This is a genomic window from Streptomyces sp. NPDC048584, from assembly GCF_043199595.1.
GTDB classification, from domain to species: domain Bacteria; phylum Actinomycetota; class Actinomycetes; order Streptomycetales; family Streptomycetaceae; genus Streptomyces; species Streptomyces edwardsiae.
Window position 1 is genome coordinate 171,514 of sequence record NZ_JBICWF010000017.1, and the last position, 11,638, is coordinate 183,151.

Annotated in this window: 12 protein-coding genes and 1 rRNA gene; 3 read left to right on the top strand and 10 right to left on the bottom strand. The window is 70.3% G+C overall.

Features of this window, described 5'->3' with window-relative positions; translation table 11 throughout:
* Positions 1–93: 93 nt before the first annotated feature.
* Positions 94–372 (bottom strand): glutaredoxin family protein, encoded by a 279-nt coding sequence (locus ACGFR9_RS31095; RefSeq protein WP_393215110.1) that lies wholly within the window; start codon positions 370–372, stop codon positions 94–96.
* Between the two features lie 189 nt (positions 373–561).
* Between ACGFR9_RS31095 and ACGFR9_RS31100 the strand changes: the two genes are divergently transcribed.
* The 3 genes from ACGFR9_RS31100 to ACGFR9_RS31110 all read left to right on the top strand — a co-directional run bounded on the left by ACGFR9_RS31100 (position 562) and on the right by ACGFR9_RS31110 (position 4,388).
* On the top strand, positions 562–1,473 hold the full coding sequence (locus tag ACGFR9_RS31100) for an HAD-IB family hydrolase (RefSeq protein WP_311647951.1): 912 nt from the start codon (positions 562–564) through the stop codon (positions 1,471–1,473).
* A 585-nt stretch (positions 1,474–2,058) separates the two neighbouring features.
* A complete protein-coding gene (locus tag ACGFR9_RS31105; protein ID WP_393215114.1) occupies positions 2,059–2,910 on the top strand; it encodes an ECF subfamily RNA polymerase sigma factor, BldN family in 852 nt (283 codons plus the stop codon).
* A 254-nt stretch (positions 2,911–3,164) separates the two neighbouring features.
* Positions 3,165–4,388 (top strand): DUF5667 domain-containing protein, encoded by a 1,224-nt coding sequence (locus tag ACGFR9_RS31110; RefSeq protein WP_393215116.1) that lies wholly within the window; start codon positions 3,165–3,167, stop codon positions 4,386–4,388.
* 182 nt (positions 4,389–4,570) lie between these two features.
* Here the strand turns inward: ACGFR9_RS31110 and ACGFR9_RS31115 are convergent, their stop codons facing one another.
* From ACGFR9_RS31115 to rrf, 9 genes are all read right to left on the bottom strand, one after another.
* Positions 4,571–5,647 (bottom strand): lysophospholipid acyltransferase family protein, encoded by a 1,077-nt coding sequence (locus ACGFR9_RS31115; protein WP_393215119.1) that lies wholly within the window; start codon positions 5,645–5,647, stop codon positions 4,571–4,573.
* A 14-nt stretch (positions 5,648–5,661) separates the two neighbouring features.
* Positions 5,662–6,723, bottom strand: coding sequence for an NAD-dependent epimerase/dehydratase family protein (locus ACGFR9_RS31120; RefSeq protein WP_393215122.1), 1,062 nt, complete (start codon positions 6,721–6,723; stop codon positions 5,662–5,664).
* Positions 6,724–6,927: 204 nt separating this feature from the next.
* The gene (locus ACGFR9_RS31125; RefSeq protein WP_003948845.1) at positions 6,928–7,026 is read right to left on the bottom strand and encodes a 30S ribosomal protein bS22; all 99 of its coding nucleotides are present in this window, start codon (positions 7,024–7,026) and stop codon (positions 6,928–6,930) included.
* Positions 7,027–7,180: 154 nt separating this feature from the next.
* Entirely contained in the window at positions 7,181–7,393 is a 213-nt protein-coding gene (locus ACGFR9_RS31130) for a helix-turn-helix domain-containing protein (protein ID WP_004984898.1), read from the bottom strand.
* A 129-nt stretch (positions 7,394–7,522) separates the two neighbouring features.
* A complete protein-coding gene (locus tag ACGFR9_RS31135; protein ID WP_393215125.1) occupies positions 7,523–8,338 on the bottom strand; it encodes a phosphatase in 816 nt (271 codons plus the stop codon).
* 88 nt (positions 8,339–8,426) lie between these two features.
* Positions 8,427–9,599, bottom strand: a complete 1,173-nt coding sequence (locus tag ACGFR9_RS31140; protein WP_393215128.1) for an acetoin utilization protein AcuC — start codon at positions 9,597–9,599, stop codon at positions 8,427–8,429.
* Complete coding sequence (locus ACGFR9_RS31145; RefSeq protein ID WP_393215131.1) at positions 9,550–10,779, bottom strand: MFS transporter; 1,230 nt, start codon at positions 10,777–10,779, stop codon at positions 9,550–9,552. The genes ACGFR9_RS31140 and ACGFR9_RS31145 overlap by 50 nt, the downstream gene beginning before the upstream one ends.
* A 60-nt stretch (positions 10,780–10,839) precedes the next feature.
* Complete coding sequence (locus ACGFR9_RS31150) at positions 10,840–11,496, bottom strand: HAD family hydrolase (protein ID WP_393215134.1); 657 nt, start codon at positions 11,494–11,496, stop codon at positions 10,840–10,842.
* Between the two features lie 61 nt (positions 11,497–11,557).
* Positions 11,558–11,638, bottom strand: a 5S ribosomal RNA gene (rrf, locus tag ACGFR9_RS31155); the annotation flags it as partial.

An 11,638-nucleotide genomic window follows, 5' to 3' on the forward strand; every position in this document is an offset into this window, starting at 1 on the left:
GGCAAAACCGCACACTCTCCTCTGTGAATCCCGCCCCCGAGACCAAGACACCATCGATCCTAAGCGACCTTCCCACCATTTTGGACTGGCTGGTCAGTCCGTCAAGGCCTTGCGGAGACGGTCCTCGTTCACACGCCAGAACGTGTGCTGACGGCCGTCGACGAGTACGACGGGGATCTGCTCCCAGTAGCGGTCGTGCAACTCCTGGTCCTGGGTGATGTCCTTCCCCTCCCACGGGACGCCGAGCTCCCCGCACACCTTCTCCACCACCACCTGCGCGTCGTCGCACAGATGACAGCCGGGCTTGCGGACGAGGGTGACGAGCCGGTCCCGCGAGGCGGCCGGGGTCGTGCGGCGGAAGAGAGGACTCATACGGGCCATTGTCGCGCGCGGCTCAAGGCCCGTCCGGCGGATCACGTCGGAGGAAACCGGCGGCACCCTCGCAGCCCGCGCCTCCGGCGCGATCCGCCGGGCAGGCCTTCACGCCACGGACCCGGAGAGTTCACGGCCCGCGAACCTCGCTGCGACGGAACACCCCGGCCGACTGGCTATGCTCACGCCATGGCCGCTCTCGGATGGCTCACTCCCCGTAGGCGCTCCGCCACGGCGCGCAGCGTTTTGGCAGGCGAGGCCTCGGCGGAGGCAGCACGCAAGTCCACCCAGGAAGTTCCCGAACGCGAACCGGAGTTCCCGGTTCCCGGGGACGAACGGGCCGCCGCGTTCTTCGACCTGGACAACACGGTGATGCAGGGCGCCGCCCTGTTCCACTTCGGGCGGGGCCTGTACAAGCGGAAGTTCTTCGAGACCCGCGACCTCGCCCGGTTCGCCTGGCAGCAGGCGTGGTTCCGGCTGGCCGGGGTCGAGGACCCCGAGCACATGCAGGACGCCCGCGACTCCGCGCTCTCCATCGTCAAGGGCCACCGCGTCGCCGAGCTGCAGTCCATCGGCGAGGAGATCTACGACGAGTACATGGCCGAGCGGATCTGGCCGGGCACCCGGGCACTGGCACAGGCACACCTGGACGCGGGGCAGCGGGTGTGGCTGGTGACGGCGGCGCCGGTGGAGATCGCGCAGGTGATCGCGCGCCGGCTGGGGCTGACGGGAGCGCTGGGCACGGTCGCGGAGTCGGTCGACGGCGTGTACACCGGCAAACTGGTGGGCGAACCGCTGCACGGCCCGGCGAAGGCGGAGGCGGTACGCGCGCTGGCGCTGGCGGAGGAACTCGACCTGGGCCGCTGCGCCGCGTACAGCGACTCCCACAACGACATCCCGATGCTGTCACTGGTGGGCCACCCCTACGCGATCAACCCGGACTCCAAGCTCCGCAAGCACGCCCGCCGCATGGACTGGCGCCTGCGCGACTACCGCACCGGCCGCAAGGCGGCCAAGGTGGGCATCCCCGCGGCAGCGGGCCTGGGCGCGGTGGCAGGCGGCACAGCGGCCGCCATCACCCTCCACCGCAAACGCCGCTAGCCCCACCCCCTCCGCCCTCCGCCCTCCGCGGGCAATCGTGCCGCTGGGGCGGCACGGGTGGGCGCGACGGCACCCCGCAAACGCCGGGCCGCGCAAACACCCCCCGCTGCACCCCAACACCGGGCACCTGCCCACCCCCTCCGCACGGGTGGGCGCGACGGCACCCCGCAAACGCCGGGCCCCGCACCCCGCCCCCGCCCAGCCCCCACCCCGGGCCACCAGTCAACGCCCGCGGCCCAGACCCGACCGCCGGTGACAGAACCGGCCAACCGGTCAACACCCGCCCAATCCAACTCCCCCACCCCGCAACCCCTCTGTCCTGCACGGTTGGCTGAACACGGCCACAACCCGCCCCACCCCACCTCCATTCACGACCATTTCCGTTCACCAACCGATCACCACCCCACCCTCAACCCACCACCAACCCGTAGCGAAACAGACGGAATCGGCGATTTAAGCAACTCGGTGTAGCGGCACCTGCACGAAGCGTTATTCTCCTCAGACGCATTCCGGACCCCACCCATCATCACCACGGGTGAACGGTCCCCCACTGCACGTGATGGAAGCTCTGCCTCTGGGAGTCCCGTGTACCCACACGTCGGGGTTGACGCCTCGGGCCTGGCTAAGCTGCGCGCGACAGTCGCGACAGCCCGAGACCTGCTGCGCGGCATCGCCCCCGCCGCGCACACGGTCCCCGCGTTCGCCACCGCCCCCGCCGCCGGCCCGTGTTACGCCCTCGCCGACGGCAGCGCCGCGTTCGGCGGCCGGGGGCGCCACGCCACCCACCCCACAGCCCCCGCCGCCGCGGCCGGAGGAGCCGCCGCCCGGGGAACCGCCGCACGGACGACCTCCGGCACCCCCGCCGCCCGGCGCCCCGCCGCGGACAGCGACAGCGCCCGCATGATGGACCTCGTCGAGCGCGCCCAGGCCGGCGAGGCCGAAGCCTTCGGACGGCTGTACGACCAGTACAGCGACACGGTGTACCGCTTCATCTACTACCGCGTCGGCGGCAAGGCCACCGCGGAGGACCTCACCAGCGAGACGTTCCTTCGCGCACTGCGCCGCATCGGCACCTTCACCTGGCAGGGCCGCGACTTCGGCGCCTGGCTGGTGACCATCGCCCGCAACCTCGTCGCGGACCACTTCAAGTCCAGCCGCTTCCGCCTCGAGGTCACCACCGGCGAGATGCTCGACGCCAACGAGGTCGAGCGCTCCCCCGAGGATTCCGTTCTCGAGTCCCTGTCCAACGCCGCCCTCCTCGATGCCGTACGACGGCTCAACCCCCAACAGCAGGAGTGCGTCACGCTCCGATTCCTCCAGGGTCTGTCCGTCGCCGAGACCGCCCGCGTCATGGGCAAGAACGAGGGCGCGATCAAGACCCTCCAGTACCGCGCCGTACGCACCCTCGCCCGCCTCCTCCCGGACGACGCCCGCTGACCCGACCAGCCGCCCGCCGACCGGAACACGCTCCGCGACATCCAATTCACGGTACGTGAAACCCGGTTGGCTTCCTCATTCGGTCATCCCATGTCCGTAACCCAAGTGCCGCGCCACTCGTTGTGCGGGATACAGGCTCCCTGTGGTCACCCCCTGACCGACTTCGATCACTCGATCGTGTGGCCGTGGTCAGGGCGGGGAACCCTCAGGACCCCCTGGGGAGTCGACCGTGATGACGAGAGGAGGTGCCGCCAGTGATCGCGAACGTATCGGCGCACCGGCGGGCGAACGCCTTCGCCCAGGCCCTGGAGGAGCAGTCCGACCAGGGTTCGGCGGCCGAGCAGTCCGAAGAACCCGCGCCGGCCCCGGCCGGCGGCGCCCAGACGGAGCAGACACAGCTGCTCGCGCTGACCTCGGACCTCGGCGCGCTGCCCAAACCGGAACTGGACCCCGAGGTCAAGGTCGTCCAGCGGGCCCAGCTGGTGGCCGCGTTCGAGGCCATGCTCCAGGAGGGCACCGCGGCGGGCGGGGCGACGGACCAGGCCGTACCGGAGCAGCGCTCGCGCAGAGGCGCCCACCGGGCGACCCCGCTGGGCAGACTGCGACCACGATCAAGGCTGGCCAAGGGGCTCACGGCGGGCGGACTCACCCTCGGTGTCGCCGCCGGCGCCCTCGGCGGAGTCGCCGCCGCGAGCTCCGACGCCCTGCCCGGCGATTCGCTGTACGGCCTCAAGCGCGGCATCGAGGACGTCAAGCTCGGCCTCGCCGACGGAAACGACGAGCGCGGCCGGGTCTACCTCGACCACGCCTCCACCCGCCTCGGCGAAGCCCGTCGGCTGATGGAGCGCGACCGCGGCGGCCCCCTCGACCACGAGTCGCTCGGCGAGGTCCGCCGCGCCCTCTCCGGCATGCGGCACGACGCCGCCGAGGGCCACCGACTGCTGCGCGAGGCGTACGAGCGCGACCCGAAGTCCCTGGGCCCCATGCAGGCGCTCTCCTCCTTCTCCCGGTCCCACCGGCAGACCTGGGGCACCCTGCGCGACCGGCTGCCCGTGCAGCTGGGGGATGTGAGTCAGCAGGTCACGTCGGTGTTCGACGCCATAGACGAAGACGTCGCCCCGCTACGGTCCCTGCTCCCCGAGCCCTCCACCGGCAAGGGCGACGACACACAGCGCCGCGGCACCGAACCGCCCTCCGGCACCCCGTCGGACGCGTCCCCCGCCCAGTCCGCCGGCACCAACCCGTCGGACGGGACCAACACGGACCCGTCCGCATCCACCGCCCCCGACCGCGAGACCGACGGCCTACTGGGCGGCAACACAGGCGACCTGTTCAACCCCCCCGAGCAGAACGACACAACCACCCCACCCCCGCCCACAGACAACGTCACCCCACCCACCACCCCCGACATCACCCTCCCCCCTCTCCTCCCCGGCCTACTCCCAGGCCTGGGAATCGAAGCCGAAGACGCGGAGTAGCGCGGGAAACAGCAGTTCCCCGCGCCCCTGCAACGCCGTGAGGTACGGCGCCTCAAAGGGGCGCGGGGCTGTGCCGACATGCGGCTCCGCCGCGTGAGCGCGACAAGCCCCCACCAGCTCGCACCCACAACACAACACCCAGCGCCCCAACCGCGGAGCCCGGAGCTAGTCAAGGCGCGGCCTTAAAAGAACACCGACCGCCGCTGCACCAGCAGTTTGTAAAGCGTGTGCTGAATCTGCTCCCGCACCTGATCCGTCAAATTGAACATCAGCATCGGATCCTCCGCCGCCTCCACCGGATACCCATCCGTCAGAATCGGCTCACCGAACTGAATCGTCCACTTCGTCGGCAGCGGAATCGCCCCCAACGGCCCCAGCCAAGGAAACGTGGGCGTCAGCGGAAAGTACGGAAACCCCAGCACCCGCGCCAGCGTCTTCGCGTTGCCGATCATCGGATAGATCTCCTCCGCCCCCACGATCGAGCACGGAATGATCGGCGCGCCCTGCCGCAACGCGGTCGAGACGAACCCGCCCCGCCCGAACCGCTGCAACTTGTACCGCTCGCTGAACGGCTTCCCGATGCCCTTGAACCCCTCCGGCATCACCCCCACCAACTCCCCCTGCGCGAGCAGCCGTTCGGCGTCCTCCGCACAGGCCAGGGTGTGCCCGAGCTTACGGGCGAGCTCGTTGACCACCGGCAGCATGAACACCAGGTCCGCCGCGAGCAGCCGCAGATGCCGGTCGGCCGGATGATGGTCGTGGACGGCGACCTGCATCATCAGGCCGTCCACCGGCACCGTCCCGGAGTGGTTGGCGACGATCAGCGCACCGCCCTCCGCCGGAATGTTCTCGATGCCCTTCACCTCGACCCGGAAGTACTTCTCGTACATCGGGCGCAGCAGCGACATCAGGACCTGGTCGGTGAGCTCCTCGTCGTAACCGAAGTCGTCGACGTCGTACTCCCCAGTGAGCCGGCGGCGCAGAAACGCCAGCCCGCTCGCGACGCGCCGCTCCAGACCACCGGAGCCGTCACCGGCGCTCCCCTCGACCTGCTCCTGGGCCTGCTCGTCCGCACCGCTCACCGGTTCATCCTCCGGTACGGACGCCACTCCCGGCAGTGGCTGGACCTCCCCGACCGCCGCGGGCTGCCCTGTGCCCTGGCGCCGGCTCCCCGCGCCGCGGCGGCGCGACGGGCGCTGCGCACCGCCCCCGCGGGAGCGGTGGTCGTCGTCGAACGGAATGACCTTGGCGTCCGCCATCGTTGCAACGCTCCTCAGTTGGCGCTCTGCGTCGGGAGGTGAGAGCTGCCCGGCACGGGCAGCGCGGCGATCCGGTCGACGGCCCTCGCGACCGTCTCCGGCGGAAGCAGCCCGGGGCCACGGCCGCGCACGAAGTCCGCAAACGTTTCAGCAGTCGAGTACTTCGGGGTGAAGCCCAGCGTCTCCCGCATCTGGTCCGTCGCCACCACCCGCCCGTGCGTCAGCAGCCGGATCTGCTCGGGCGAGAAGTCCGTCATCCCCAGCGTACGCACCAGCGAGCCCGCCCAGGTGACCGCGGGAAGCAGCAGCGGCACCGTGGGCCGGCCCAGCCTCCGCGCACACTGCGACAGCAGCAGAACGCCGTCGCCGGCGATATTGAACGTGCCGCTGTTGAGCGTGGAACGCCTCGGTTCGTGCGAGCCGATCCGCAGCACCTCGATGACGTCGTCCTCGTGCACGAACTGCAGCCGCGGGTCGTAGCCGAACACGGTCGGCAGCACCGGCAGCGAGAAGTACGAGGCGAGCGGGCTGTCCGCGGCCGGGCCCAGGATGTTGGCGAACCGCAGCACGCAGACGGCGACATCCGGACGACGGCGCGCGAAGCCGCGCACATAGCCCTCGACCTCGACGGTGTCCTTCGCGAAGCCGCCGCTCGGCAGCGACTTGGGCGGGGTCGTCTCGGTGAAGACCGCGGGGTCGCGGGGCGCCGAACCGTAGACGTTGGTACTGGACTTCACGACCAGCCGCCTGATGTTCGGCGACTTCTGGCAGGCACCGAGGAGCTGCATGGTGCCGATGACGTTGGTCTCCTTGAGCGTGGCCCGGCTGCCGCTGCCCAGCGGAGTGCCGGTCACGTCGAGGTGGACGACCGTGTCGGCGCCCGCCTCCGCGAGCACCCGCGCGATGCCGGGCTGCCGGATGTCCGCCTGGACGAACTCGGCGCCGCCCAGATGATGCCCGGGCGGGACCGCGTCCACGGCGACGACCCGGTCCACCTCGGGATCCCGCAGGATCCGCCGGACGAAACGGCCGCCCAGCGGACGAGCCACCCCGGTCACGAGCACGACCTTTCCCAAGATCAGCGCCTTCCTCTCGCCCTGCCCCCGACGGCCAACCTAGCGGGTCGCCGTAGCCCTGTGGTGTCGACCGGACACGTGAAGTGACGACATCCCCGGACGTACGAACGCCGGACGCACCCATGAGATCCCGGACGTACGAATGACAGCAGCCCCCCACCGGTGTGCGGTGGGGGGCCACTGGACACGCTCTCGCGCTGTCGCTTACTTCTTGTTGCGACGCTGGACGCGCGTGCGCTTGAGCAGCTTGCGGTGCTTCTTCTTGGCCATCCGCTTGCGCCGCTTCTTGATAACAGAGCCCACGACTACCCTCGCTCACTTCTCATCACTCGGTGTTTGGGCGCCATGGGCCCACACGACCTACGAGGGGCTAGCCTACCCGCCCGAGCGCTGAGACCGTAATCGAGGTGACCGGGGAGGCCCATGAGTGCCCGATGAAGACCTCCCCGGATCGCCGTCAGGCGGTTTCCACCCCCACGTAACTCTCGCGGAGGTACTCGTGAACCGCTTGCTCCGGGACGCGGAAGGACCGCCCCACCCGGATCGCGGGCAGATGACCACTGTGCACCAGCCGGTACACGGTCATCTTCGACACTCGCATCACCGAGGCGACTTCCGCCACGGTAAGGAACTGAACCTCGTTCAGAGGCCTTTCGCCAGCTGCAGCCATGACACACCTGAACCTTCCGCACTCGACGGCCACCGGCTTCCCCTTCCGGTGACTCTTCGTCGTTGCGTGCTCACTCCCCAATGTAGGGGCGGGTGATGCGAGTGGGGAAGAGGTGCACCCATCGGCGGCCTACTGTGACAGACACGCTCGATTGAGTACGTAGCGGGTCAGCGGCAGGTAGTAATCGGACCGCACACCGTCATCAAGTGGAACGACGAGCGCGACGAGCCCCTCGGCCTCACCGACGAACGGCGCGGGGTCGTTCACATCGGCCGTCCCGATGGCCTCGAACCCCAGCTGACCTGCACCGCAGACCCAGCCGTGGTCTCCGATCACCAATTCCGGAAGCGGCCCGCCGGCATCCGCCGCCGCGGCGAGTGCGGTCCGAACCGGGAGGGGGGAGTGCGTGTGTGCGCCCGGCTCACAACCGGGGCGTTCCGCGGTCGCGCTCCGGACGAGCCCGACTCCCCGGACGTAGTCGAGGTTGTGGGTGCGTAGACCGAACCGGGTCGTTATGTCGACAGAGCGACCCTGCGCGGGGGTGAGGACGGCACATCCCGCCGCCGACAAGGCGTCTGCCAGAGCGACGTAGAAGCCGAGCATCCGGCGCGGATGTCCGGTGCCGAGCAGCACCGGCCCGCCACGCTCCGCGACGACCGCCAGCCGCTTCGCGAACGCGTCCAGGGCGGTCAGGGTCCGCTCGGGGTCGATCACATCATGGCCGAAGGTGCGCGCCGGGTCGTCCGGAACCCCGCATCTCTCCGCCATCAGAGCGAGCAATTCACGCTCACCCCATACCCGTTCGGGGTCCAGCCCGATCAGCAGACGCGGATCCCGCGCGGCGAACAGCCGATAGCTTCGCAGGCTCTCCTCCCGCGTGGTGCCCACGACCCCCGCGAGCCGGGCGGTGAGAAGATGCGCGCGAAGCTCGGCGATGGTCTGCACGGAAGCGATGGTCCGGGATACGAGGCCGGGGCGGGCCGGAAACGGCGGGACATCGCACGGTCGGCGTAACGGAACATCCTTACGGCCGTCAGGGCAGCAGCCCCCGCAGCGGGAAGGCCGCCCGCCGAGCCGCCAGGATCGCCTGGTCCAGCCGGTCCGCCGGGTCGTACCCCTCGTCCCACCCGGCCCACGACACCGGCCACCGCCCGTCCGTCATCCGCCGCGGCGCCGGCTGCCGGGTCCGGGCGTACACCTCCTGCCGCCAGCCCTCCGGGATCATCGTCGTCGGCTCCACCGGCCGTTCGGCCGCGATCCCCACCAGGTGCGTCCAGGACCGCGGCACCACCTCCACCACCGCGTAACCGCCACCGCCGAGCGCCACCCAGCGGCCGTCGGCGTACTCGTGCGCCAGCTCGTGGCACGCCACCTGTACCGCCCGCTGCGCGTCCAGCGACACCGCCAGATGGGCCAGCGGATCCTCGAAGTGCGTGTCGGCGCCGTGCTGCGTCACCAGTACCTGCGGCCGGAAGTCCGCGATCAGCTCCGGCACGACGGAGTGGAACGCCCGCAGCCACCCCGCGTCGCCGGTCCCGGCCGGCAGGGCGACATTCACCGCGCCGCCCTCGGCACCGGCCGCACCCGTCTCCTCGGGCCATCCCGTCTGCGGGAACAGCGTCCGCGGATGCTCGTGCAGGGAGATCGTCAGCACCCGCGGGTCCTCCCAGAACGCCGCCTGCACCCCGTCCCCGTGATGCACGTCGACGTCGATGTACGCGACCCGTTCGGCGCCCAGCTCCAGCAGCCGCGCGATGGCCAGCGCGGCGTCGTTGTAGACACAGAACCCGGAGGCCGCACCCGGCATGGCGTGATGCAGCCCGCCCGCGAAGTTCACCGCGTGCGGCGTCTCCCCGCGCCACACGGCCTCCGCCGCGCCCACCGACTGCCCCGCGATCAGCGCGGACACCTCGTGCATCCCGGCGAACGCCGGATCGTCCACCGTACCCAGCCCGTACGACTGGTCCGCCGACGCCGGGTCGGCCGACGCGGCCCGCACCGCCTCGATGTAGTCCTCCCGGTGGACGAGCCGCAGCGTCGACTCACCGGCCGCCTTCGCGGCGACCACCTCCACCTCACGGTCGAGCCCGAGGGCACCCACCAGACTCCGGGTCAGCGCCAGCCGGACCGGGTCCATCGGATGGTCCCGACCGAAGTCATAGCCCGTTACCGCCTCGTCCCACATCAGCTGTACGCGCCCGCTCATGCCCGCCACCGTATCGGTCCGGTTGAGCCGCGAACGACTTGGCGCACACCAGTGTCACCAGCACCAACACCATCGGCACCAGCATCGCCCCCCGATAGCTCCAGGCGTCACCCAGTGCCCCCACCAACGGCGAACCGATCAGAAAACCCACGTAATTGAAGACATTGAGCCGCGCCACGGCAGCGTCCGAAGCCCCTGGACGGCCGCTCTCGTGGGCCCGCCGCCCGGCCGCCGCGAAGGTCTGCGGCACCAGCACACACAGCCCGAGCCCCAGCAGCGTGAACCCGAGCATCCCCACCCACGCACCGGACGCCCCGGCCACCACGGCGAACCCCACCGCCGCCACCAGCGCCCCCGCCCGCACCACCGCCACGGCACCGAAGCGCCGCACCCCGACATCCCCGATCGCCCGCCCCAGCAGCGTGGTGACCATATAGACGTTGTACGGGACGGTCGCCAGCTGCTCCGAACTCCCCAGCACATCCTGGAGGTACTTGGCACTCCAGTTGGACACCGTCGAGTCACCGATGTACGCCACCGTCATCACCAGACACAGCGGCAACAGCCACTTGAGACCGCCGCCCGAGCCCTCTCCGGTCTCCTGCGTGTCCTCCTCGGCCGCGGGGCCGTCGACGTACCACCGGCTCCCGACCAGCGCGGTCGGCAACAGCAGCAGCACCACCGGGAGATACGACACCCACAGTGCCAGCTCCCAGTGGGCCCCCACCCACGCGAGCGACGCCCCGACGATCCCGCCCGCGCTGTAGGCGGCATGGAAGCTCAGCATGATGCTGCGCCCGTACGCCCGCTGGAGACTCACCCCGAGCATGTTCATCGAGGCGTCCAGCACCCCGACGGCCAGCCCGAACGCGGCCAGTGCCACGCCGAGCACCGCCATCCGCTCCCCCGCCCCCAGACCGAGCAGGGCCAGCAGCACGACCGGCTGCGACCACCGCAGCAACCGGCTCGGCGGTATCCGCTTGACCAGCCGCTCCGTCGTGACGCTTCCGATGCCGGCCAGGATCGGCACGGCGGCGAGGAAGGCCGGCAGCAGCGCGTCGGACACCCCGTACCGGTCCTGGATCGCGGGAATCCGCGTCACGAGCAGAGCGAAGGCGACGCCCTGCACCAGGAAGCTGAAGGCCAGTGAGGCCCTGCCGCGCCGCAGCACATCAGTCATGGCGGCGAGCGTAGGGCGCGGGGGTACCGGTGGGTAGATCCAGTCAAAGATGAATTGGATTCAGCTTCGAGGCGGTGAGAGCAGGGCGGCCAGCTCCCGCATGTCCCCGAAGAGCCCTGTGGCCGCGCTCAGTTTCCCGGCGGGCGTCATCGCGGTGAACCCGTACACGTCCATTCCGGCCGCGACCGCCGCCTGGACGCCCAGCGGACTGTCCTCGACGACGAGGCACCGCTCGGGTGTCACGCCCATGCGTGCGGCCGCGTACAGGAACAGGTCCGGGGCCGGCTTGCCCCGGCCCACGTCCTGCGAGCTGAAGACGCGCTCGTCGTCGAACCACCGGTCGAGCCCCGTGGTGCGGTGCCCGACCCGGATCCGCTCATGGCTCCCGGACGACGCCACGCAGTACGGCATCCCATCGGCGGCCAGCTTCTCGAGTACGTCCGTGGCGCCGACGACCGGCTTCAGCTCCCGCTCGAACGCGGCGAAGACCCGGGCGTGGAACACGTCGTCGAAGTCCGCCGGCAACCGTCGCCCGGTCCTCTCCTCCACGAGATCGTGCACACGGTGCATGGCGGAGCCCATGTAGTCCCGAATGGAGTCGTCGTACGACGTCGGGTGGCCGAGCTCGGTGAGATAGGCGGCCAGGAGCCGGTTGGAGATCGGCTCACTGTCGACGAGAACACCGTCGTTGTCGAAGATGACGAGGTCGTAGCGCATACCTCGACCCTAAACGCAGAAAACCCCGCACCGTAATGGTGCGGGGTTTTCTATAAGAATTGTTCGGCGGCGTCCTACTCTCCCACAGGGTCCCCCCTGCAGTACCATCGGCGCTGTAAGGCTTAGCTTCCGGGTTCGGAAT

What these genes read in the sequence shown, in the direction of transcription:
- ACGFR9_RS31095 (WP_393215110.1), bottom strand. Translation starts at nt 372, where the DNA reads ATGAGTCCTCTCTTCCGCCGCACGACCCCGGCCGCCTCGCGGGACCGG.
- ACGFR9_RS31100 (WP_311647951.1), top strand. Translation starts at nt 562, where the DNA reads ATGGCCGCTCTCGGATGGCTCACTCCCCGTAGGCGCTCCGCCACGGCG.
- ACGFR9_RS31115 (WP_393215119.1), bottom strand. Translation starts at nt 5,647, where the DNA reads ATGGCGGACGCCAAGGTCATTCCGTTCGACGACGACCACCGCTCCCGC.
- ACGFR9_RS31130 (WP_004984898.1), bottom strand. Translation starts at nt 7,393, where the DNA reads ATGGCTGCAGCTGGCGAAAGGCCTCTGAACGAGGTTCAGTTCCTTACC.
- ACGFR9_RS31140 (WP_393215128.1), bottom strand. Translation starts at nt 9,599, where the DNA reads ATGAGCGGGCGCGTACAGCTGATGTGGGACGAGGCGGTAACGGGCTAT.
- ACGFR9_RS31145 (WP_393215131.1), bottom strand. Translation starts at nt 10,779, where the DNA reads ATGACTGATGTGCTGCGGCGCGGCAGGGCCTCACTGGCCTTCAGCTTC.
- ACGFR9_RS31150 (WP_393215134.1), bottom strand. Translation starts at nt 11,496, where the DNA reads ATGCGCTACGACCTCGTCATCTTCGACAACGACGGTGTTCTCGTCGAC.